At 64.1% G+C, this 22,781-nt stretch carries 19 protein-coding genes; 12 read left to right on the plus strand and 7 right to left on the minus strand.

Translation table 11 applies throughout. The features are described from left to right. Nucleotides 1-6 precede the first annotated feature (6 nt). Complete coding sequence (locus O0879_RS13005) at nt 7-2,865, minus strand: type VI secretion system Vgr family protein (protein WP_289916817.1); 2,859 nt, start codon at nt 2,863-2,865, stop codon at nt 7-9. A 207-nt stretch (nt 2,866-3,072) separates the two neighbouring features. Between O0879_RS13005 and tal the strand changes: the two genes are divergently transcribed. After that, on the plus strand, nt 3,073-4,008 hold the full coding sequence (tal, locus tag O0879_RS13010; RefSeq protein WP_289916819.1) for a transaldolase: 936 nt from the start codon (nt 3,073-3,075) through the stop codon (nt 4,006-4,008). Nucleotides 4,009-4,083: 75 nt separating this feature from the next. Here tal and O0879_RS13015 read toward each other — a convergent pair whose 3' ends face one another. Then, nucleotides 4,084-4,962, minus strand: coding sequence for a hypothetical protein (locus tag O0879_RS13015; RefSeq protein WP_289916821.1), 879 nt, complete (start codon nt 4,960-4,962; stop codon nt 4,084-4,086). A 203-nt stretch (nt 4,963-5,165) separates the two neighbouring features. Here O0879_RS13015 and O0879_RS13020 point away from each other — a divergent pair, with 203 nt between their 5' ends. The 3 genes from O0879_RS13020 (at nt 5,166) to O0879_RS13030 (ending at nt 9,398) form a co-directional block, all read left to right on the plus strand. Continuing rightward, nucleotides 5,166-6,239 carry a patatin-like phospholipase family protein gene (locus O0879_RS13020; protein ID WP_289916823.1) on the plus strand — a complete coding sequence of 358 codons (1,074 nt, stop codon included), beginning with the start codon at nt 5,166-5,168 and terminating at the stop codon, nt 6,237-6,239. Nucleotides 6,240-6,361: 122 nt separating this feature from the next. Next, entirely contained in the window at nt 6,362-8,080 is a 1,719-nt protein-coding gene (locus O0879_RS13025) for a methyl-accepting chemotaxis protein (protein WP_289916825.1), read from the plus strand. 130 nt (nt 8,081-8,210) lie between these two features. Then, nucleotides 8,211-9,398, plus strand: a complete 1,188-nt coding sequence (locus tag O0879_RS13030; protein ID WP_289916827.1) for a tetratricopeptide repeat protein — start codon at nt 8,211-8,213, stop codon at nt 9,396-9,398. A gap of 17 nt (nt 9,399-9,415) precedes the next feature. Here O0879_RS13030 and hemW read toward each other — a convergent pair whose 3' ends face one another. The 3 genes from hemW to rph all read right to left on the minus strand — a co-directional run bounded on the left by hemW (nt 9,416) and on the right by rph (nt 12,138). Continuing rightward, on the minus strand, nt 9,416-10,690 hold the full coding sequence (gene hemW / locus O0879_RS13035) for a radical SAM family heme chaperone HemW (RefSeq protein ID WP_289916828.1): 1,275 nt from the start codon (nt 10,688-10,690) through the stop codon (nt 9,416-9,418). Next, complete coding sequence (rdgB, locus tag O0879_RS13040; RefSeq protein ID WP_099666881.1) at nt 10,687-11,271, minus strand: RdgB/HAM1 family non-canonical purine NTP pyrophosphatase; 585 nt, start codon at nt 11,269-11,271, stop codon at nt 10,687-10,689. Before rdgB ends, hemW begins: the two co-directional genes overlap by 4 nt. 138 nt (nt 11,272-11,409) lie before the next feature. After that, nucleotides 11,410-12,138 carry a ribonuclease PH gene (rph, locus tag O0879_RS13045; protein WP_034787067.1) on the minus strand — a complete coding sequence of 243 codons (729 nt, stop codon included), beginning with the start codon at nt 12,136-12,138 and terminating at the stop codon, nt 11,410-11,412. A gap of 302 nt (nt 12,139-12,440) precedes the next feature. Between rph and O0879_RS13050 the strand changes: the two genes are divergently transcribed. Then, nucleotides 12,441-13,331 carry a YicC/YloC family endoribonuclease gene (locus O0879_RS13050; RefSeq protein WP_289903925.1) on the plus strand — a complete coding sequence of 297 codons (891 nt, stop codon included), beginning with the start codon at nt 12,441-12,443 and terminating at the stop codon, nt 13,329-13,331. A gap of 6 nt (nt 13,332-13,337) precedes the next feature. On the opposite strand, the gene O0879_RS13055 is transcribed toward O0879_RS13050, so the two are convergent. Continuing rightward, a complete protein-coding gene (locus O0879_RS13055) occupies nt 13,338-13,748 on the minus strand; it encodes a DoxX family protein (RefSeq protein ID WP_251350732.1) in 411 nt (136 codons plus the stop codon). A gap of 210 nt (nt 13,749-13,958) precedes the next feature. On the opposite strand from O0879_RS13055, the gene gmk reads away from it, so the two are divergent. The 3 genes from gmk (at nt 13,959) to O0879_RS13070 (ending at nt 17,218) form a co-directional block, all read left to right on the plus strand. Further along, nucleotides 13,959-14,597, plus strand: coding sequence for a guanylate kinase (gene gmk, locus O0879_RS13060; RefSeq protein ID WP_099666877.1), 639 nt, complete (start codon nt 13,959-13,961; stop codon nt 14,595-14,597). A gap of 52 nt (nt 14,598-14,649) precedes the next feature. Further along, nucleotides 14,650-14,853 carry a DNA-directed RNA polymerase subunit omega gene (gene rpoZ / locus O0879_RS13065; RefSeq protein ID WP_010400723.1) on the plus strand — a complete coding sequence of 68 codons (204 nt, stop codon included), beginning with the start codon at nt 14,650-14,652 and terminating at the stop codon, nt 14,851-14,853. 82 nt (nt 14,854-14,935) lie between these two features. Then, on the plus strand, nt 14,936-17,218 hold the full coding sequence (locus O0879_RS13070) for a bifunctional (p)ppGpp synthetase/guanosine-3',5'-bis(diphosphate) 3'-pyrophosphohydrolase (protein WP_099666876.1): 2,283 nt from the start codon (nt 14,936-14,938) through the stop codon (nt 17,216-17,218). 55 nt (nt 17,219-17,273) lie between these two features. Here the strand turns inward: O0879_RS13070 and greB are convergent, their stop codons facing one another. Then, entirely contained in the window at nt 17,274-17,840 is a 567-nt protein-coding gene (gene greB, locus O0879_RS13075; protein ID WP_289916830.1) for a transcription elongation factor GreB, read from the minus strand. Nucleotides 17,841-17,955: 115 nt separating this feature from the next. Between greB and O0879_RS13080 the strand changes: the two genes are divergently transcribed. The 4 genes from O0879_RS13080 (at nt 17,956) to O0879_RS13095 (ending at nt 22,513) form a co-directional block, all read left to right on the plus strand. Further along, on the plus strand, nt 17,956-18,543 hold the full coding sequence (locus O0879_RS13080; RefSeq protein WP_289916832.1) for a hypothetical protein: 588 nt from the start codon (nt 17,956-17,958) through the stop codon (nt 18,541-18,543). A gap of 17 nt (nt 18,544-18,560) precedes the next feature. Further along, the gene (locus O0879_RS13085; RefSeq protein ID WP_289916835.1) at nt 18,561-20,069 is read left to right on the plus strand and encodes a PAS domain-containing sensor histidine kinase; all 1,509 of its coding nucleotides are present in this window, start codon (nt 18,561-18,563) and stop codon (nt 20,067-20,069) included. 23 nt (nt 20,070-20,092) lie between these two features. After that, nucleotides 20,093-20,740: a response regulator transcription factor gene (locus O0879_RS13090; protein ID WP_077407788.1), complete on the plus strand. Its 648-nt coding sequence runs from the start codon at nt 20,093-20,095 to the stop codon at nt 20,738-20,740. A 201-nt stretch (nt 20,741-20,941) separates the two neighbouring features. Further along, complete coding sequence (locus tag O0879_RS13095) at nt 20,942-22,513, plus strand: GGDEF domain-containing protein (protein ID WP_077407790.1); 1,572 nt, start codon at nt 20,942-20,944, stop codon at nt 22,511-22,513. Nucleotides 22,514-22,781 lie beyond the last annotated feature (268 nt).

Here is a 22,781-nt window from a genome sequence, read left to right on the forward strand (position 1 = left end):
CCTTTTCTAGGCTGCCGTGGGCGCGACAAACGGGCTGCCGCTACGCAACGCCGCCAGCAGGCACGCCTTGCAGACGCTGGCAGGCAGCGCCGGCAATGGATAAGCGAGCCGTTCCGGCCCGATAAAACTCTTCTTGCCGGCATGCACCGTGATCTTGCCCGGACACTGCACGGTGATGTTGCCGCCCTCGATCGTGATGTTCGCCCCGCCCGCCGTCGACAGGCGGATGCTTTTCGCCGCCGCCCAGTCGATGTGCGCGGTGGCACTGACGATGTTGACTTCCTCACGCGCCTGCACGTTGAGCACGTCGGCCTGCGCCTGCAGGTCGATGGCCTGTTTGGCGGCAATCAATTGCAGGCCGATATTGTTCTCGCCCGCCTTGACCACCCCGGCCAGGACGCCGATGGCCTGCCCGCTGTGCACGCGCAACTGGCCGCCGCCGACGAACTGAGTGTCCAGACCGCTCATCAAGGAGGTGGTTTCGCCGTTCGCCAGCTGGATATCCTGGCCCGCCAGCACGCCCAGGCCGGCGCGGGCGGCAATGGCGATGATGGCGTCGCTGCTGTGCGGCAACTTGTCATCGCCGGGGCTGGTCGGCTTGCCCGCCGCGTCGCGCCTGGCGGCGGCCGTATCGTCCTGGCTCAGCATGCCGGAGACGCTCGTCAAAAACGCCGGCAAGGGCGACGCCTTTTCGTCGAGCAGGCTGGCATTCGCCTTGGCCGGCCCCAGGTGGCTGGCATACGCGACCGTCTTGTGCGTGACGGCGGCGTCGCTGAAGGTTGCGCCCAGCTTGGCCGCCTGCTTGAGCAAGACCATGCCCGGTGCATTGTCGCCGGCCGGATCGCGCGCCTGCGCGTCGTGGTTGACGAGGTAGCTGGAAATCAGGAGCCCGGCGCCGGCCCGCACGGCGCCGTAAGCGTCGGTGCGCAGCTCGGCGCCCGTGCCGCGCAGGCTGCCCCGGTAATTGTCGGCCGCATGGATCAGGTGGCCAAGATTGAGTTCGCTTGCCGCATGGCTGCTCTTGAGCTGGATGCGCCCCTGCTGGTCGGTATCGTCGAACAGCAACTGGTTGTAGCCGGCGGCGCCGAATTCCTTGCTGCGGATACCCCATTGCGCCGCGCCGTTGCGGTGGCCGGCGCTGCCGCCGGCCGCGCCATGCCAGACCGGGCTGTTGCCGCCGGCCACGTTGCCCTGCGCCGACGGCGCATGGTCGCGCGCCGGTTCGAAGACACTGGCATCCGCGGGCTTGTCCGTGATGCCGCCCGGCGAGGGCGCGACGCCGCCCTCGCCCTGCCCGTTGTACAGGGCGCCGACGATGATGGGGCGGTCGATATCGTTTTCCAGGAATTGCACCAGCACTTCCTGGCCGATGCGCGGCAGGAACTGGCTGCCCATGCCGCCGCCTGCCGAGCGCTGCGCCACGCGTACCCAGCAGGTGGCGCCGCCCTCCTGCTGCCAGTGAAAACGGATGCGCACCCGGCCCAGCTTGTCGCAATGGATCTCGCTGCCGCCGCTGGCGCTGGCGCTGGCGCTGCCGTCGGCGCCGACGACGATGGCGCTCTGGCTGCCGCGGGCCGTCGGTGCCGGATGGTGGCGCGCGTCGTTGTCGCCATGCACAGGACGCCATGGCGTCGCCGCGGCGATCATCTCGATGCAGTTGGCGTAACCGCTGGCTTGCGCCTGCGCAATCGCGGCGGCAAAGTCGGCAAAGCCGTCGCCCAGCCCGGGCATGGCTTCGTCCAGCAGCTCGGGCACTGGGCCGAACAGCTCAGCCAGCGCCTGGGAGGCGGGCGCCGGCAGGTTGTTGATGCCGATGCTGGCCACCCGGAGCACGACATAGTCGGACGCGGCGCCATCGGCCTGCGGCAACGGTCCCTGCGTCAGGGTAAACCGCGTGCCGGCGCGCAAGGTGCGTACCGTCGAGCGCGCCTGCCACAACTGGGCGCGCGCTTCGCGGGCCTGCATCTGCAACGCGACATAGTGCTGTGCCTGCGCGCCATTTGCATACCAGTACTGGCCCGGCGTATCGTAGCTTTCCAGCACCGGCGCATGCTTGCCGCCGATGGCCATATTCGTCGGCACGCTGGCGGCGACCACCTTCTTCGCCTTGTAATCGTAGCTCAGCACGCTGCTCAGCCCGACGTGCAGGCTGCGCCGCGCGCACAACGCCTGCACGCTGTCGCTCGCTTCGCCGGCCCTGGCGCCATGAAAGCGCAAGCCGCCGCCTTGCGCGCTGCTGGCATCCTCGGGCGTGGCGCAGGGCTGGCTGCTGTCGGCGAACAAAATCAGTGTGTGCTCGTCGAAGCGCCAGGCGATGCCCTCTTCCGTCAGCAGCCGGCGCACGAAATCGAAGTCCGATTCCCGGTACTGGCAGCAATAGCTGCGCTCTCCCGCCTGCTCCATGCACTGCGCCACCTCGTCGCTCCATTGCCACAGGGCAAGCGGCGCATAGGCTTGCAATACCTCGTCGACGATGGCCGTCACGCTCCGATCTTGCCAGACGCGGCTGTTACGCACTTGCGTCAGCAACCACAGCCAGGGCGTGATGCGCAGCCGGTAGCGCGCCAGGCCGCCATTGCTGCCCAGCATGGCCGCTGCGCTGATATAGCCGGAAAACTGTGTGCGCGTGCCGTCGGCCAGGCTGATTTGCAGGCTGGCCGGCTGTCCCAGCAAGGAGGCCAGCGCAACATCGGCATTCGTGGACAAGGCGATAATCTCGCGCACGCCAAGCTCCTGCAGCCGTTCATCGGCGGCAAAGGCTTCGACCAGCAAACCGCTGTCCTGGCCATCGTCGCCGATGGCCAATGCATACAGGCGCGTCGCGCCATTGAAGGCGGCTACCGCGCTAACGATATCTTGTGTCAAAGGATGCTCTTCATCTGGAAAGTGGCATCGCACATTACTTGTCAAAACAATGTGCAAAATAAACAAGTCCAGGCAATTATGCGCGAGTTCTTAAAAAAGCAAGATTCAATTGAACAAGGAGTGCGCGGGCAAGACAATAGTCGCTGCTTCGGGCAAGGGATTCGGTACAATACTCCGGCAAGCCCATTCACTCTTTCCCGTGCAGCCATGAACCAACTCGAACAACTGAAGCAATTTACTACCGTGGTGGCCGACACCGGCGACTTCCAATCGATCCAGGCTTACACGCCGCGCGATGCGACGACGAATCCGTCGCTGATCCTGAAGGCCGTGCAAAAGGATGAATACAAGCCGCTGCTGAAGAAGGCCGTGCGCGACCATCCGAATGCCTCCACCGCGGAAATCATCGACCGCCTGCTGATCGCCTTTGGCGTGGAAATCCTGCAAACCATTCCCGGCCGCGTCTCCACCGAAGTCGATGCGCGCCTGTCGTTCGACACGGAAGGCACGGTGGCCAAGGGCCGCGACCTGATCGCCCTGTATTCGAACGCGGGGATTGCCCGCGAACGCGTGCTGATCAAGATCGCCTCCACCTGGGAAGGCATCCGCGCCGCCGCCATTCTGGAAAAGGAAGGCATCCGCTGCAACATGACCCTGCTGTTCTCGCTGGCCCAGGCCATCGCCTGCGCCGAAGCGGGCGCGCAACTCATTTCGCCGTTCGTCGGCCGCATCTACGACTGGTACAAGAAATCGACGGGCATCGACTACATGGGCGCGGAAGACCCGGGCGTGCAGTCGGTCCGCCGCATCTACAACTACTACCGCAAGTTCGGCTACAAGACCGAGGTGATGGGCGCGAGCTTCCGCAATACGTCGCAAATCCTCGAACTGGCCGGCTGCGACCTGCTCACCATCAGCCCCGACCTGCTGCAAAAGCTGGCCGACAGCGATGCGCCGGTGGAGCGCAAGCTGAGCGCCGAAGCGGCGCCATCGACCAACATCGTGCAAATGTCGCTGAACGAAGAAGCTTTCCGCTTCATGATGAATGAAGACGCGATGGCGACGGAAAAACTGGCCGAAGGCATCCGCGCCTTCTGCGTCGACTCCGGCAAGCTGAAACAGATGATCGCGGCACTGCGCTAATCGCGATAATTACGACGGACGAAAAAAAAGCGGCGCCGTGCAGTGCACGGATGCCGCTTTTTCATGCCCGCGCGATCAGGAGCAGCGGAATGTCGCCATGCCCTGGTAATTGGCGCCATTCGCCAGCTGCGCCTTGTAAGCGGCAATCAGCAGATAACGGCCAGCGCCGCCGTCGCCCAGCATCAGCTGCGCTCCCGTACCACTCGACAGATAGTTGCCGGTGATGCTGCTGGACGCCGCCGAGCCCATGCTGGTGGAAGCCGTTACTTTGCCCGTGCTGCCGCCGGCGCTGGCGTCGATGGACAGCGCCACCTTGGCACCGGAGGCATCGAACGAGACGCTGGCCGTGCCGCTGGCCGTGCCGAAGTAAGCGCTCGACGAGACGCTGTTGCCGCCCGTATAGCTCGGCGCCGTGAACGCGCCCGCATCGCAGGTCAACGTGCCAGTCGCTGGCAGTGCGGCGAGCACGTTATAGGCGACGTAATGTGCGCTGGCATTGTTGCCGGTCAAGGTCGTGGCACCGGAACTATAGCTGAACGCGCCCTTGAACCAGCGGCCCTGCGCAAAGGCGGCGTCACCGCTGATTTCACGCGTCACGGACGGGTTGCCCGTCAGGAAAATGCCGCCGATAGTGCTCAAGGCACCGGAGGCATCCTGTACCACCAGGCTGGCCTTGCCACTGCTCTGCAAGCCGATCGACGTAAAGATGAAACGGCTGTTGTCGCCATTGACGAAACGGGCGCTGACGGTGCCCGTGTTTTCGCCAGTGGCCGTCGGCGTGACAGGTACCACTGGCGGCGCAACAGGCACCACTGGCGGGGCAACAGGTGCCACAGGCGTCACGGGTGGATTCACGGCGACTACCGGGTCAGTTGGGGAGGACGAGCCGCCACCGCCACAGGCAACGAGAGAGCCGGCGATCAGGGTCAAAACAAAAGCGTGATTCAGTTGCATACGATTCCGATAAAAAAGCAAGACATAAGGAATCCTTGGCACATGCCAAAAATTCAACGTCCAATATTATGCAACATTTCTCAAGAGAATGGTTGCCTTAAAGAAATTTATTAATACTAACAATGTGACTATAACGAGCGCGACTGTGTCGTGACGCCACGCTGGCGGTAAAATAGCTGGCCATACGCCGTCAACAACTACGCATGCAATCACCGATCACCATCCGCCTGGGCCGCCGCGCCCGCGCACGCATTGCCGACAACGGCTTGCGCGCGCTTGACGTCGCCATCGTCCCTGCCGCCGCGGGCGGGCCGAAAGGCTTGATCCTGCACCAGTTCGATTGCTGGCTGTTCGGCGACTTCCTGGCGCAAGCGCCGCGCCCGCGCCACTTCGTCGGCGCCTCGATCGGCGCCTGGCGCATGGCCGCCGCCGTATTTCCCGACCCGGTGGCAGCGCAGCGCCGCCTGGTGCGCGAATACGTGGGCCAGCGCTACCCCGACAAACCCGATGCGGCACACGTCAGCCGCACCTGCCGCGCCCTGCTCGACGCCGTCCTCGATGGCCAGGATGCGCAGCTGCTGCAGCACGCGCAGCACAGCCTGTCCGTGCTGGCCGTGCGCGGCATCGGCGCGCTGGCGCAGCCGGGCAAATGGCGCGACCGGCGCGGCTTTCTGCTGGCGGCCGCCGGCAATGCCGTGGCGCGCGCGCGCCTGGCCGCGTCGCTGGAGCGCGCGGTGTTCCATGCAGGGCCGGACGGCGCCAGCTGGCTGCGCTCGCGCTTCGACGCCTTTCAGTCCCATTTCGTGCCGCTGGCGCAAGACAACCTGCGCGACGCGCTGCTGGCCTCCGGCTCCATCCCGCTGGTGCTCGACGCGGTCACGGACATCGCCGGCGCGCCGCCGGGGCGCTACTGGGATGGCGGCCTGGTCGACTACCATCTGCACCTGCCCTACCAGCGCGAACCGGACCTGGTGCTGTACCCGCATTTTGCCGACCATATCGTGCCGGGCTGGCTGGACAAGGCCATGCCCTGGCGCCGCGCGCGCAGCGGCGATAGCGCGCTCGACAACATGATCCTCGTCTCGCCCTCGCCCGCCTTCGTGGCCAGCCTGCCCAACGGCAAGCTGCCGGACCGGCGCGACTTCGCCCATTACGGGCAAGACCACGCGGCGCGCATGCGCGACTGGCGCCGCGCCATCGCGGAAAGCGAGCGCATGGCGGCCGCCTTCGCACGCTGGGCCGAGCAGCCGGACCTGCGCCAGGCGCTCGATCTGTAGCACGGGCGAGACTGCAACAGGCGCCAAAACAAGCGCGCTTTTCCCTCGCCTATTGGTCACTTATCAGTGCATACTATGTCGCACAGGCAACCTTCAATCCCTCTGCGACAGGAGTTCCGACCATGCACGCCCTCTCCCACCTTCGTATCGGCACGCGCCTGGCTGCAGGCTTCGCGCTGGTGCTGCTGCTGTCCGTGATCTCCACCTCGTACGCGCTGTACAGCGCCCACGTGAATGCCGAAGCGACGCGGCAAATGATGGAAAAGCCGCTGGCTAAGGAACGCCTCGTATCGGACTGGTACGTGCTGATTTACTCGGCCATCGCACGCACCTCGATGATCGCCAGGAGCACCGATGAAACCCTGTCGAACGTGTTTGCCGACACCATCGCCGACAGCACGAAACAGGGCAGCGAACTGCTGAAGAAAATCGAGGCGCTGCTCGACAGCGATGCAGAAAAAGCCATCTTCAAGTCGTCCATCGCCGAGCGCGTCAAATACCAGGATGCCAAGACCCTGGTCATGAATGCGCGCAAGGCGGGCAATGCGGCGCAGGCGGAAAGCACCTACCGCGACAGCTTTGCGCCGGCCGCCACCAATTACCAGAACAACGTCAAGGCCCTGCTGGCGCAGCAGCGCCAGGCCATCGACGCCACGGCGCAAGCCATCGAGGCAGCCAACGAACGCAGCTTCACCCTGCTGCTGACCTTGTGCGCGCTGGTGGTGGCCCTGGGCAGCGTCTGCGCCTGGCTGATCACGCGTTCGATCACGCAACCGTTGAAGGCCGCCGTGAAGGTGGCTGAAACGGTGGCGGACGGCGACTTGCGCACGCATTTCGGCACGCCTGCCAGCGATGAAATCGGCGACCTGATGCGCGCGCTGCACGGCATGAACGAGGCACTGCGCAAGGTGGTGTCGGAAGTGCAGACGGGCACCAATGCGATTGCCACGGCGTCGGGCGAAATCGCCGCCGGCAACCAGGATTTGTCGGCGCGCACGGAACAGCAGGCCAGTTCGCTGGAAGAGACGGCGTCGTCGATGGAAGAACTGACCAGCACCGTGAAGCAGAATGCGGACAATGCGCGCCAGGCCAACCAGATGGCGGTGGCCGCTTCCGGCGTGGCCGAACGGGGCGGCAGCATCGTCAGCCAGGTGGTCGACACCATGGGCGCCATCGATACGGCATCGACAAAAATCGTCGACATCATCGGCGTCATCGACGGCATCGCCTTCCAGACGAATATCCTGGCCTTGAACGCGGCCGTCGAAGCGGCCCGGGCCGGTGAACAGGGACGCGGCTTTGCCGTCGTCGCCACGGAAGTACGCAGCCTGGCGCAGCGCTCGGCGGCGGCGGCGCGCGAAATCAAGACCCTGATCGGCGACTCGGTGGAGCAGGTCAACAACGGCACGCGGCTGGTGCAGCAGGCCGGCAACACCATGGGCGAAGTGGTCGACAGCGTGCGCAGGGTCACCGACATCATGGCCGAGATCACTGCCGCCAGCGCCGAGCAAAGCATGGGCATCGACCAGGTCAACCAGGCCATCGCGCAGATGGACCAGGTGACGCAGCAAAATGCGGCCCTGGTGGAGGAAGCGGCGGCCGCCGCCGAAAGCATGCAGGACCAGGCGGCGCGCCTGGCGCAAGTGGCGGCCGGCTTCCAGCTCGAACACATGGCCGCGGCGGCGGCGGTACGCGCCGCGCGGCCGGCCGCCGCCCAACTGGCCAAGCCGGCGGCCAGGAGCACACCCGTCAGGCAGCCAGGCAGCGCGGCCAGGAGTGCACCTCCTGCACACAAGCCCCAGGCGCAGGTGGCGGGCGAGCAGGATTGGGAAGAGTTTTAAGGCTGACGGCGGCGCCAGTCAAAAGGGTTTGACAGCGCCCTGGCGCGCGAGGATACTTGTTTCAGGTGGCATGGCGCACCACCGGCAGCAATACGTGTTGCGCCTGACATCGTTCTGCGGGAGCACGAACATGAAATGTATCCGCCGCGTCAGCGCACAGCTGCGCCTGGGCTTCCTGTCCCCCTTGCTGCTATGTGCAGCCATTGCCGGCTGCGCCACGACACCCGCCACCCCGCCTCCGCCCGACCTGTTCAACGATGCCAGCTTTGCCGCACCCGCCGTGCCGGTCGCCCCGCAACAGGCGTTCGCCATGAGCGAGACCATGCGGTACTACCTGCGTGTCGATGTCGCGCGCGAGGCACGCAACAAGAATCCCCGCCGCGCGCTGGCCGAGGCCCTGCGCAACAGGTCCGGGCTGCAGCTGGAATACGATGCCGCCATGACGCGCACGGCGGCCGAGGCGTTCGACGCGCGCAGCGGCAATTGCCTGTCGCTGGTGTTAATGACGGCCGCGCTGGCCAAGGAAATGGGGCTCGATGTGCACTACCAGCTGGTCCTGGGAGAGGAAAGCTGGAGCCGCAGCGGCGGCATGTATTTCGTTGCCGGCCATGTCAATCTCGCGCTGGAACGCCGTACCGTCAGCAATACCGTCGGCTACGACGCCGATGCCATCCTGCTCATCGACTTCCTGCCAGGCGAAGACCTCGCCGGCCAGCGCACGCAGCAAATCAGCGAGGCGACCATCCTGGCCATGTATCTCAACAATCGCGCCGCCGAAACCATGGCCAGCGGCGAGCTCGATCAAGCCTACTGGTATGCGCGCGCCGCCATCCTGCAAGACCCCACGTTTGCGGGCGCCTTCAATACGCTGGGCATCATCCAGCTGCGCCACGGCGACACCGAACCGGCGCGGCGCACGCTCGCTTACGCACTGGAACGCTCGCCATCGAACACCGTGCTGCTGTCCAACCTGGCGCAGGCACTCGACGGCCTGGGACGCGCGGGCGAAGCGCAGCTGCTGCGGCGCAAATTGCTGGCCCTGCAGCCAGAGCCGCCCTTCCACTTCTTCAACCTGGGCCAGCGCGCCATGGAAAACGCCGACTACCAGGAAGCGGCGCGCCTGTTCAAGCGCGAAATCGCACGCGACCCCTACTACCATGAATTCCACTTCTGGCTGGCGCAGGCATATGCGCGCATGGGCCAGCTGGCGCAGGCCGGACGCCAGCTGGAACTGGCGATGGACAACAGCACCACGCGCAGCGAACACGGCCTGTACGCGGCCAAGCTGCAGCGCCTGCGCGCCGCCAGCGCGCATTAGCAGGCGTCATAAGGCAGTCAGTCTTCCAGGAACATCTGCTGCAGGTCGTTCAGGAAGGACAATCCCAGCGCCGTCGGACGGATGACCTGGTGGTCGCGGTACAGCAAGCCTTTGGCTTCGGCCGCGTTCAGCGGCTGCTCGATGGCGTTGAGGGCCAGGCCCGTGCGCTCGGCGAACAGGTTCGGCGAAAATCCCTGCGTCAGGCGCAGGGTATTGAGCATGAATTCAAACCCCATTTCCTCGCGCGCCAGTTCGCGCTCTTCCTGCACCGGCTTACCGGCCAATACCGCGTCCATGTAGGCGCGCGGCTGCTTGTAGCGGGCCTGGCGCAGCACGCGGTGCGGAAACGAAATCTTCGAGTGGGCGCCTGCGCCGATGCCCAGGTAGTCGCCGAATTCCCAGTAATTGCGGTTGTGCTTTGCCTGCCGGCCCGGCTGCGCGTAGGCCGACACTTCGTAGCGGCCATAGCCCGCCTGCGCCGCGCGCGCGGCCACCATGTCGGCGATATCGGCGCTCTCGTCGTCGTCCGGCAGCACGGGCGGATACTTGGCGAACAGCGTGTTCGGCTCCAAAGTCAGGTGGTACAGCGACAGGTGCGGCGGCGCGAACGACAGCGCCGTTTCCAGGTCCTGCTGCGCCTCGGCCAGGGTTTGCGTGGGCAGCGCATACATCAGGTCGAGATTGAAATTGTCGAAGTTCGCGTGCGCGATCTCCACCGCGCGGCGCGCTTCGTTGTCGTCATGGATGCGGCCCAGCGCCTGCAGGTGGCGGCCGTTGAAACTCTGGATGCCGATCGACAGGCGGTTGATGCCGCTGGCCCGGTAGGACTTGAATTTTTCCGCTTCGAAGGTGCCAGGATTGGCTTCCATGGTGATTTCGCAATCGGGCTCCAGAGGCAGCAAGGTGCGCACGTCCGACATCAGACGGTCCAGGCCCGCCGCCGACATCAGGCTGGGTGTGCCGCCGCCGATGAAGATAGTGTGGATCTTGCGGCCCCAGATCAGCGGCAGCGCCATTTCCAGGTCCAGGCGCAGGGCCGCCAGGTATTCGGCTTCCGGCAAGTCGCCGCGCACCTCGTGCGAATTGAAGTCGCAATACGGGCATTTCTTCACGCACCACGGGAAATGGATGTACAGCGACAGCGGCGGCAAAGCCGTCAGGTTCAGCGCGCCCGGCTGCAGGTATTTCAGGGCCGCCCCGGCCGCGCCGGAAATGCCTTCCTGCGGTGCGGGAGCGGTATGGGGCTTGGCTGCCGACTTGGCAACGGCGCCCACCAGTTTGATCGGGATCATCGCAGCTTTTCCACCAGCGCGCGCAGGGCCTGGCCACGGTGCGACAGCGCGTTCTTTTCATCGGACGTCAGTTCGGCCGCGCACTTGCCCAGCGCGGGAATGAAGAAGTGCGGATCGTAGCCGAAGCCGCCGTTGCCGCGCGGCGCGGCAATCATCTCGCCATTCCAGCGGCCGTCGGCGATCACCGGCTGCGGGTCGTCCGCATGGCGCACGTACACCAGCACGCAATAGTAGTACGCGGACTTGTCGGCATGCGCCTCCAGGTCGGCGATCAGCTTGGCGCTGTTGGCAGCATCCGATTTCGGCTCGCCGGCATAGCGGGCCGAATACACGCCGGGCGCGCCACCGAGCGCATTGACGCACACGCCGGAATCGTCGGCCAGCGCCGGCAAGCCCGTCAGGCGCGACGCGTGGCGCGCCTTTTGCAGGGCGTTTTCAACGAAGGTGTGGAATGGTTCGTCGCTTTCCGGCACGGCGTACTCGCCCTGGGCGTGGACGGAAAAACCGATGGTCGAGAGCAGCTCGTTGAATTCCTTGAGCTTGCCGGCGTTGTTGGAGGCGAGGATGAGGCGTTGGGTCATGTCAGTAGTCCGGTTGAAGTGCCGACATTGTAAACCTTTTGCGTCCCCCTCACCTCGCCCCGAAGCTGTCGCAAGAAGCGGCAGCTGTGGGCTTTTTGCCCGGCGCGGCGGGCCAGCGGATGTAAATCTGTGTAAAGATCAGATCCCCAATGCCTGCTTCTGCAGGGCAATCAGGTCGGCGATGCCGCCCTGCGCCAGGTCCAGCAGGCGGTTCATGCCGGCGCGGTCAAAGGCGGCGCCTTCGGCCGTGCCCTGCACTTCGATGAAGTGGCCCGCTTCCGTCATCACCACGTTCATGTCCGTGTCGCAGCCCGAGTCTTCCACGTAGTCCAGGTCCAGCACCGGCATGCCCTGGTAGACGCCCACCGAGATGGCGGCGACAAAGCTTTTCACGGGAATGGCGGCGATCGCGCCGCGCGCCTGCAGCTGGGAAAACGCGTCATACGCGGCCACCATCGCGCCCGTGATCGACGCCGTACGCGTGCCGCCATCGGCCTGGATCACGTCGCAATCGAGGTGCAGCGTGCGTTCGCCGAACGCCTGCAAATCAAAGGCGGCGCGCAGCGAGCGGCCGATCAGGCGCTGGATTTCCTGCGTGCGGCCGGACTGCTTGCCGCGCGCCGCCTCGCGGTCCATGCGCGTGTGCGTCGAGCGGGGCAGCATGCCGTATTCGGCCGTCAACCAGCCCTGACCCTTGCCTTTCAGGAAACCCGGCACCTTGTCTTCGATGCTGGCGGTGCAGATGACCTTGGTGTCGCCGCACTCGATCAGCACCGAGCCTTCGGCATGCTTGGTGTACTGGCGGGTGATGCGGATGGCGCGCAGCGCGTCGACGGCGCGGCCGCTCGGGCGGGATTCAAATGTCATGAGATGTCCTGTGTGATTGGGGTTGCGGCAGCGATTTTACCACCGCGCGTCCGTCTATTTGCAGTCATGCAACAGCGCAAGACGCAATGGCAGGCGGCGCACACATGATCCCTACAATCCTGCCCCACCAAACACAATTTTCTTTACAATGCCGTAAAACGCACACTATTCAGCAATTTTCAGGCCATCAGACCATGCGGTTCTGTTTTTGCGGCGCGGGCGGTATTGCCTGCGCTGGCTGATTAAGTGTATAAGTGACTGTATACAAGACCAAATCGGGGAATCCTTTGAGCATTTCAAGCATGACAGGCTACGCGGTTGCCACCAGCGAAGGTGCTGCAGGCACACTGACAATTGAAATCAAGAGCGTCAACTCACGCTTTCTCGACCTGCAATTCCGGATCAACGACGATCTGCGGGCCCTGGAGCCTGACTTGCGCGCCGCCGTCATGTCCGCCATCACGCGCGGCAAAGTCGAGGTACGCCTGAGCTTTGGCCGCAAGGCCGCCACAAACGGCACGCAGGCACTGAACCTGCCCCTGCTGACCGAACTGGCGCGCCTGCAAAACGAAGTGGGCCAGCATTTTGTCTCCGCCCCCGTCATGACGGTGGCCGAACTGCTGCGCTGGCCTGGCGTCATCGAAGAAGCGCAAGTGGGACAGGAATCCCTGCAGGCGGATGTGGGCGCGCTGACCAAACGCACCGTGGCCGCCTTCGTCGACAGCCGCAAGCGCGAAGGCGCCGCGCTCGAAGCGGTGCTGGTGTCGCGCATCGAAGCGATGGAAGCCATCGTCAAGCGCATCACGCCCCTGATTCCGCAAGTGGTGGCGGCCTTCCAGCAAAAAGCCATCGAGCGCATGCAGGACGCGCTGGGCCTGGCCAGCCAGGGCTCGAATTCGGCCCTGTCGCGCCAGGACGCCATGGAACGCATCCGCCAGGAAGTCATCCTGTACGGCATCCGCATCGACGTATCGGAAGAACTGGCGCGCCTGTCGGCCCACCTGGGCGAAACGCGCCACATCCTCACCAAGGGCGGGCAAGTGGGCAAGCGCCTCGACTTCATGATGCAGGAACTGAACCGCGAAGCCAACACGCTGGGCGCCAAGGCATCCGTCAAGGAACTGGCCGACGCCTCGATGGACTTGAAACTGCTGATCGAGCAGATGCGCGAACAGGTGCAGAACCTGGAATAAACCCCGTCAGGCCAGGCGCGCTCCGGCGCGCCCCTGGTCGCTGGCGGCGATGACGACGCAGGCGACAAACAGCACGATGCTGTATTCCACGCCACCGGCGCCATGCTCGCCCACGAACCAGCCCTTGGCCGCATGCACGATGGCGATGCCGCCGATGCAGATCACCATCAGCCCGGCCGCCGCCCAGCGCGTGTATTTGCCGACGATGAGCAAACTGCCGCAAACGATCTCGACGACGGTAATCGCCCACACCACGGCCAGGCCGTAAATAAACCCCTTGTCTTCCAGGAAACCGGCAAAGCGGGGAATGGTGCCATTAGCGATGCGCGTGATGGCGTGCGCCATGAACATCACGGCGATGGCCACGCGCAACAACAACATGGCCTGGGCGGAACTGAGAAACGGGAAATTCTTCATGCGCGCATCCTGTCAGTAGAATAGTTATTGAGAAAAAACCATCCAAATTAGATAACTATTTCCTCAGGATAACAAGCAAAATATGCACAAGCGGGGCGGCGAGGCGCATCGCGGGGCTGGCTCGCCGCCTTGCCTCTTGGTAAAATACCGAATTGGGCGGCACCCACGCAAGCGCAAACGCCGCCATCACACGCAAATGGAAAGATCCGCATGAGCCACCCTACCGCCTTCTCCGGCAGCCTGTTCGTGGTCGCCGCGCCCTCGGGCGCCGGCAAATCGACACTGGTCAATGCATTGCTGGCGCAAGAGCCCGGCATCAAATTGTCGATCTCGACCACCACGCGCGCCCCCCGTCCGGGCGAGCAGCATGGCCGCGAGTACTATTTCACGACGGCGGAAGACTTCGTCGCGCGCGCCGAACAGGGCGAATTCCTGGAATGGGCGGAAGTGCATGGCAATTACTACGGCACTTCGCGCATCATGGTGGAGCAGCAAATGCTGGCCGGCACCGATATCCTGCTGGAAATCGACTGGCAGGGCGCGCGCCAGGTGCGCAAGCAATTCCCCCGCGCGGCCGGCATCTTCATCCTGCCGCCATCGATCGATGCGCTGGAAGAACGCTTGAACAAGCGCGGCCAGGACGAGCCGCACGTGATCACGCGCCGCCTGCTGGCGGCCGGCGGCGAAATCGCACACGCTCCCGAGTTCGAGTATGTTATTATCAATGAAGAGTTTACGGTCGCTTTGTCCGAACTGAGCGCGATCGTGAGAGCGGCCCGTTGCCGGTTTGCGCAACAAGCGGCCCGCAACGCATCGCTATTCGCCCAGCTGGGCCTGCACGCAGAGTAATTCGCCTGCACGCCAGTTCACACAGCACCACGCAAAAATTTTAGGAGTTACTATGGCCCGTATCACAATCGAAGATTGCCTGAAGCAGATCCCTAACCGTTTCCAGCTGACCCTGGCTGCGACTTATCGCGCACGTCAGTTGCTGCAAGGCCACACCCCTAAGGTGGAAGCCAAGGACAAGCCTACCGTTGTTGCACTGCGTGAAATCGCTGCCGGTAAAGTCGGCATCGAAATGCTGAAAAAGGTCCCGATGTAAGTGGGAACCCGCGTGCCGGAACAGTGCTGACCCCTGGTTCTACCGTATCCTTTATTCACACTGTGAAGCAACGCGACGTTTTATGAGTCTGACCCCAGCCGACACGACTTCCGCAGCATTGCCGCCCCTGGCCTCGCGCCAGGCGGCAAAATCGCAGGGCGCAACCACGCCCGGCGTCGGCACGTCCGGCAGCAACATCCCCGCAGTACCGCCAGCGCCCGCCCTGGGCGTGGCCTCCGTCAGCCACCTGGCCGACAAGCTGGCCGAATACCTGTCTCCCGCCGACCTGAAGAAAGTCAAGGAAGCCTACCGCTTCTCCGACGAAATGCACCTGGGCCAGATGCGCCGTTCGGGCGAGCCGTATATCTCGCATCCGATCGCCGTCGCGGAAATCTGCGCCGACTGGAAGCTCGACGCGCAAGCCATCATGGCCGCCCTGCTGCACGACGTCATGGAAGACCAGGACGTCAAGAAGGAAGAATTGATCGAGCGCTTCGGCGCGCCCGTGGCGCACCTGGTCGACGGCCTGTCGAAGCTGGAAAAGATCGAATTCCAGAGCCAGATCGAAGCGCAAGCGGAAAACTTCCGCAAGATGCTGCTGGCCATGGCGTCCGACGTGCGCGTGATCCTGATCAAGCTGGCCGACCGCCTGCACAATATGCGCACCCTGGACTTCATGACGGCGGCGAAAAAACGCCGCATCGCCAGCGAGACCATGGAAGTGTACGTGCCGATCGCGCACCGCCTCGGCCTGAACAACATCTACCACGAGCTGCAGGACCTGTCGTTCTCGCACCTGTATCCGATGCGCTACCGCACCCTGGCGAAAGCCGTCAAGGCGGCGCGCGGCAACCGGCGCGAAGTGGTCAACAAGATCATGGAAGCCGTAAAAAGCACCTTGTCCATGGCCGAGCTCGATGCCGACGTCACGGGCCGCGAAAAGACCCTGTACGACATCTATAAGAAGATGCGCAGCAAGCACTTGTCGTTCTCGCAAGTGCTGGACGTGTACGGCTTCCGCGTGGTGGTGGGCAGTTTTGCCGACTGTTACGTGACCCTGGGCACCCTGCACAGCCTGTACAAGCCCATGCCGGGCAAGTTCAAGGATTACATCGCGATCCGCAAGCTGAACGGCTACCAGTCGCTGCACACGACCGTCATCGGCCCCTACGGCACGCCCGTCGAATTCCAGATCCGCACGCAGGAAATGCACCGCACGGCCGAATCGGGCGTGGCGGCGCACTGGCTGTACAAGAGCGGCGAATCGAACCCGTCCGACCTGCAGCAGCGCACGCATGCCTGGCTGCAATCCTTGCTCGACATCCAGCAGCAGACGGGCGACTCGGCCGAATTCCTCGAACACGTCAAGGTCGACCTGTTCCCCGATTCCGTCTACGTGTTTACGCCGAAGTCGAAGATCATCGCCCTGCCGCGCGGCGCCACGGCCATCGACTTCGCCTATTCGATCCATACGGGCATCGGCGACCAGACCGTGGCCGTCAAGATCAACAACGAAACTTCGCCCCTGCGCACCGAGCTGCACAACGGCGACATCGTGGAAATCATCACCGATTCCTCGTCGCGCCCCAGCCCGACCTGGCTGTCGTTCGTGCGCACCGGCAAGGCCCGCTCGGCCATCCGCCACCATTTGCGCACGATCAACCTGCCCGAATCGATCGCCCTGGGCCAGCAACTGCTGTCGCAGGCGCTGCACGCCCTGAACATCGACGCCGACCTGCAGGCGCCGCTGGTCGAACGCCTGCTCAACGAATCGAGCGCCAATTCCATGGACGAGCTGTATGCGGACATCGGCATCGGCAAGCGCATGGCCACCCTGGTGGCGCGCCACATTTTTGGCCTGATCGGCGGCGAAGCGGCCAGCATGCCGGTGGAACACAATAGCGGCAGCGAACTCGACCCCGTCACCATCTGCGGCAGCGAAGGCGTCTCCGTGCAGCTGGCGCCGTGCTGCCTGCCGATTCCCGGCGACCAGATCATCGGCCAGCTGCGCCGCGACCAGGGCTTGCTCGTGCACACGAGCGACTGCTCGCAAGCGAAGCGCCAGCGCGCCAAGGAACCGGACCGCTGGATCGCCGTGCGCTGGGGAACGGAACTGAACCGCCGCTTCGACTGCCGCATCAAGGTGCTGATCAACAGCGAACGGGGCATCTTGGCGAGAGTCGCCGCCGAAATCGGCGAATCCGACGCCAACATCATCTACGTGGGCATGGACGAAGACAAGGACAACGTCCTCGACCAGCTGCGCTTCACCGTGCAAGTCAAGGACCGCGTCCACCTGGCCGCCCTGCTGCGCAATGTGCGCCGGGTCGCCGGAGTCAATCGGATATTGCGCGAGCGCAACTAGAAAACGGCTGGCCAGATTCTCTGCCCAGCCGTTTTTTCATGCGGAACACATCAGTTCAAGCCTCCCCCGGCGCCGGATACGTCACTTCCAGCAATTCCAGTTCCTGCTCGCCCAGCGGCGTGTTGAGGGTGATCACGTCGCCTTCGCGCGCCTTGGTGATGGTGCGGGCCATGGGCGAGACCCAGCTGATCTTGCCGTTCAAGGGGTCGAATTCATCGATGCCGACGATGGTGATGGTGTGCGTTTCGCCGTCGCTCGTGCGGTAGGTGACCGTGGCGCCGAAAAACACCTGGTCGTTGCCATGGTGCACGCTGGGGTCGACGATGGCGGCCAGATCCATGCGTTTCGTCAGGAAGCGGATGCGGCGGTCGATTTCGCGCAGGCGCCGCTTGCCGTAGATATAGTCGCCATTTTCCGAGCGGTCGCCATTCGACGCCGCCCAATGGACGATGCGCACCACTTCCGGACGGTCGACGTCGATCAGCTGCAGCAGCTCATCCTTGATGCGCTGGTAACCGGCCGGCGTGATGTAGTTCTTGGCGCCGGCGGGAATGGCCAGCGCCAGCGCGGCCGCTTCTTCATCGTCGTCGTTGTCGGATTCTTTTACAAAGGCTTTATTCATCTGTCTATTGTAGCCCCGCCAGGGAGCCTCGGGCACACGGGATGCGGGGGCAAACAGGCTTTTTTGACGTATCATCGTGGCAATCGCGGCAAACCTGCGCCGCACACGGAGACGGATGAAAAAATTCTACAGAGTCAGGCGCTGGCTGTTTGCGCCGCTGGTCTACCTGGCCGCCATCTTCCTGCTGATCGAGGAATGGCTGTGGGCGACGGGCGCGCGCATCATGCAGGTGGTGGCGCAATTTCCGCCCCTGCATGCGCTGGAAGCGTGGATCAAGCGCCTGCCGCCGTACTGGGCGCTGGCCATCTTCGTGCTGCCGGCCGTGCTGCTGTTCCCCGTCAAGCTGCTGGCCCTGCTGGCCATCGCGCGCGGCCATGCCTTTTCCGGCATCGGCGTGATCGTCATCGCCAAGCTGGGCGGCGCGGCCGCCGTGGCGCGTCTGTACAACCTGACGCGCCCCACCCTGCTCAGTTTGCCATGGTTTGCCCGCTGGCATGGCCTGTTCATGGAAACCAAGGACCGCTGGATCGCCCGCCTGCGCGCCACGCGCCCCTGGCGCCGCGTCAGCCGCCTGTCGGCCGCGCTGGGCCGCGCCCGCCGTGCCTGGTGGCAACGCTTGCGCAAGGGCACGCCAGGACGCCATAATTCGCGCCCGGCCAGGGTGCTGCGCCGCTTCGCCGCCTTCTGGCGCGCCCGCCGCTGATGAAGAAAGGCCACTCCATGCACGACACTCCCCGCCTGGCCCCCGCCATGCGCGCGGCGGCGCCGGAAATCTACCTGTACGACGCGGCCAGCTTGCAATTGCTGGACGCCAACGATGCCGCCTGCGACAACTTGCAATATGCGCGCAAGGAATTGCTGGCGATGACGCCCTTCACCCTGGCGCCGCAGCTTGACGCGCAGCAACTGGCCGCCGTGCTGGCGACCCTGGACGACAGCATCGGTGCACAAGCCCTGCTGCACGTGCAGCAGCGTCGCCGCGATGGCAGCCTGTATTCGCTCAGCCTGCACCTGTCGCGCGCCAGCCGCCACGGACGCGCCCTGCTGCTGGCCGAAGGCGAAGACTTGCGCACGCCGCAGGCGACGGCAGCCGCCCTGGCGCAGGTGCAGTCGCGCTTCAACGCCATCGTCTCGAATACGCCGGGTCTCGTGTACCAGTTCTGCCTGCATGCGGATGGGCGCGCCGCCTTCCCCTACCTGAGCGATGGCTGCCAGGCCCTGCTGGGCTTGGGGCCGGCGCAGCTGCACGCGCGCCCGGAACTGTTTTACCGGTTGATCCTCGCCGACGACCGCGCCTCGTACCTGGAATCGATGCAAGCGTCGAAAAACGCCTTGTGGAGCTGGAACTGGGAAGGCCGCATCTGGATCGATGCCTGGAAGGATGTCAAATGGATCAACCTGCGCTCCACGCCGCGCGCGCTGGCCGACGGCACGGTGCAGTGGGAAGGCATCATGACGAATATCACGGAAAGCCGGCTGGAACAGAGCGAAGTGCGCCAGTCGCGCGCCCGCCTAGCCGAGCTGACGGCGCATATCGACAAGGTCAAGGAACACGAACGCACGCGCCTGGCGCGCGAATTGCACGATGACCTGGGCGGCAATTTGACGGCGATCAAGATGGCGCTGGCCATGCTGGCGCGCCGCCTGCCGCCGGACGACCAGCAACTGCAGGAAAAGGCCGACTATGTCGATGCCCTGGTCGACCGCAGCATCGACGCCGTGCACCGCATTTCGCTGGACTTGCGCCCCTCCATGCTGGACCTGGGCCTGGTCGCCGCGCTGGACTGGCAAGTGAAGGAATTCGCGCGCCAGGCCGGCATCGAATGCCTGTTCATTTCGAACCGCCAGCACATCGAACTGGAGCTGGACCAGGCGACCAGCCTGTTCCGCATCGCCCAGGAGGCGCTGACGAATATCGCCAAGCATGCGCAGGCGAGCAAGGTCAGCGTGCGCCTGGCCCGGCAGCGCCAGCATATCAGCCTGTCGATCGCCGACAATGGCGTCGGCATGCGCCTGTCCGACCGCGCCAAGCCGCAATCGTTCGGCATCCGCGGCATGGCCGAACGGGCCAGCGCGCTGGGCGGCACCCTGAGCCTGATGGACGGGCCGGACGGCGGCACCATCCTGAGCATAAAAATCCGGCTGACCACGCCGCGAGAGGCGATAATAGCGGCTGCAGCCAGTGCGCCCGCGCACAGCGGGCCGCCACCAGAAGCGGCCAGTGGGTGAATTAGATAGGAAACAACGCAGTCATGAAAGAAAAAGCCACTATCCGGGTATTCATCGCCGACGATCACGCGATCGTGCGCGAGGGCTTGAAGCAAATCCTCGCCGATACGAAGGACATCATCGTGGCCGGCGAGGCCGAAAATGGCCACGACGCCATCAAACTGTTCCGCGGCTCGAAATGCCAGGTGTTGCTGCTCGACATCTCCCTGCCCGACCGCAGCGGCATCGAGGTGCTCAAGCAGATCAAGAAGGAAAAGCCGGAACTGGCCGTGCTGATGCTCTCCATGCACCGCGAGGACCAGTACGCCATCCGTTCGCTCAAGGCGGGCGCGGCCGGCTACCTGACGAAACAGAGCGCGCCGCGCGAACTGGTCACGGCCATCCGCCAGGTGGCGCAAGGCTTGAAATACATCAGCGCCTCGCTGGCGCAGGAACTGGCCAATACGGTGGGCGACGACCACGAAACGGCCTTGCACGACACCTTGTCGGACCGCGAATACCAGACCCTGGTCATGATCGCCTCGGGCAAGGCCGTGGGCGCCATCGCCGAAGAGCTGAAACTGTCCGTGAAAACCGTCAGCGAATACCGCGCCCGCCTGCTCGTCAAGATGAAACTCAAGAACAGCGCCGAACTGACGCATTACGCCATCCGCAACCAACTGGTGGATTGACGGCAAAGCGGCATGCCCGCTGGCATCGGGCGAATTGACAGGACTTCTCCTTGCTTCTCGCACAATAAGTTCTTTGCCAACTCGCATATCATGAGGATAATTAGAAATATCTAAAAAGGCTGTGCCTACATGTCCAGTAAATTGCCAACTTCACCAGCAAGCGCTCCCGCCGGCGCCACGCATACCGCCGCCGCTGCGGCGATGAACCCTGCCGATATCGCCCGCGAAGCGTTTCGCCGCCTGGCCACGCGCCGCATCGCCCCGACGCCGAGCGCCTACCGCGATATCTACAATGAAATCGCCGGCATCAGCGAACCGGCGGAGACGCCCGGCGCACCTGCCGCCGTGCTGGCCGCCAGCGCACCCACGGAGAGCGGCGCGGAAAACGTCCTGACGCAGTTTGCCGCCAAGATGAGCGAATCGGCGGGCGAACTGGGCGATTTTGGCCGGCGTTTCCAGCGCGCCCTGAAAGCGCGCGACTGGGACAGCTACGCGCGTACCCTGGCGCAACTGGCGGAAAAACAGGTGAAGAAAGGCGGCGGCATCGAATTGCCGCCCCTGCCGGACGGCGAACAGACGCGCACCCTGCGCGAGTTGCTCAGCCGCACCCTGGGCTTTGCCGTCGCCACCTTGCTGACGGGCACGCCCGCGCTGGTGGAAGAGGCCGAATCGCTGGGCGCGGCCATCAAGCTGGCCCACACGGAAGAAGCGCTGAACGAAGCGGCGCTGCGCCTGAAACAGCTGTGCTACCAGATCGAGCTGAAGAGCGGCGACACGGCCGAGCAGCAGGAATTGCTGCTGCGCCTGTTCAAGTTACTGCTGGACAACGTCAGCCAGTTGCTCGACGACGACAGCTGGCTGCGAGGCCAGGTCGATGCCGTGCAAAACCTGATCGCCGGCCCGCTCGACCAGCGCGCGCTGGAAGACGCCACGCGCAGCCTGAAGGAAGTCATCTACAAGCAAGGCCAGCTCAAGCACAGCCTGTCCGACGTCAAGCTGACGGTCAAGAACATGATGATGACCTTCATCGACCGCCTGGGGCAAGTGGCGGCCAGCACGGGCGACTTCCATGAAAAGATCGGCGGCTATTCGGAAAAGATCAGCCAGGCAGAAAATATCAGCGAACTGAACAGCGTTCTCGACGAAGTCTTGCGCGAAACGCGCATGGTGCAGAACGAAGCCTTGCGCGCACGCGACAAGATGGTGCTGGCGCGCCAGGAAGTGCAGGACGCGGAACAGCGCATCCACACCCTGGAAGCCAAGCTCCAGCATATGAGCGAACTGGTGCGGGAAGACCAGCTGACGGGCAGCCTGAACCGCCGTGGCCTGGACGACGTGTTCGAACGCGAGACGGCCCGCTCCGACCGCCGCGGCACCCCGCTGTGCATCGCCATGCTGGACCTGGACGATTTCAAGCGCCTGAACGACACCTACGGCCACCTGGCCGGCGATGCCGCCTTGAAACACCTGGTGAAGATCGTCAAGGAAACCCTGCGCTCGATGGACGTCATCGCCCGCTTCGGCGGCGAGGAATTCCTCATCCTGCTGCCGGAAACCACGGTCGAGGCGGCCTCGTCGACGATGACGCGCTTGCAGCGCGAGCTGACCCGGCATTTCTTCCTGCACGACAACGAAAAAGTCTTGATCACCTTTTCCGCCGGCGTGGCCCTGCGCCTGCCCAACGAAGACCAGGCCGAGCTGGTCAAGCGCGCCGACCGCGCCATGTACCAGGCCAAGCAGACGGGCAAGAACCGCGTGGTGGTGGCCGACTAAGCCCGGTCCGCTTCACGCCATGCCGTCCCGCCACCCGGCCGGACGGCATTTTTCATGGCAAAAACAATAACATTCATCGCCTTCCCGCCTTCCGCCGGCGTCCGCGCGATATGAAAATAAAACTATTTTTACCCTCAAGTTTCTTTAAATCATGTCGTCTAGCGCGCGGCCGGCGGCAAACTGAAGGGCTAAAAATTAAAATTTAAAGCACTTTTCGCCATAAATTTTCCCGCAGAGCAACCGTTACCCTAAACAACAGCGGCTTGAT

The sequence above is a fragment of the Janthinobacterium sp. SUN120 genome (genome assembly GCF_030397735.1).
Classification (GTDB): domain Bacteria; phylum Pseudomonadota; class Gammaproteobacteria; order Burkholderiales; family Burkholderiaceae_D; genus Janthinobacterium; species Janthinobacterium kumbetense.